1 protein-coding gene is annotated in these 270 nt (G+C 43.0%); it reads left to right on the forward strand.

Translation table 11 applies throughout. The annotated features are described in order from the left end of the window. A partial coding sequence (locus JI666_RS21050) for a DUF2812 domain-containing protein (RefSeq protein ID WP_206895030.1) occupies nt 1-270 on the forward strand: 270 nt, incomplete at both ends.

Genomic DNA, 270 nt, shown 5'->3' on the forward strand with positions numbered 1-270 from the left:
ATACCCATCAAATTCACGAAATGGCGGCCAGCATGGGCGTTTGCTCCTGATCGCTTAGAAAAATGGTTGGAGCGTATGGAACAAAAAGGATATCGTTTAGTAAAAGTCAGCAGACGGGGACTTCGGTTTTCCTTCAGTAAAGGAGAACCGAGAAAGGTATGTTATGCGGCCGATTTTCAAAAATCTGTTGAATCGGACTATTTTTATATGCATAGCGATCGAGGGTGGTATCAATTGTTCCATTCTTCTTCTGCTTTCATGTCTTGGACC

Origin of the sequence: Bacillus sp. NTK071, from assembly GCF_017303315.1 — a bacterium.
Lineage (GTDB): Bacteria > Bacillota > Bacilli > Bacillales > Guptibacillaceae > Guptibacillus.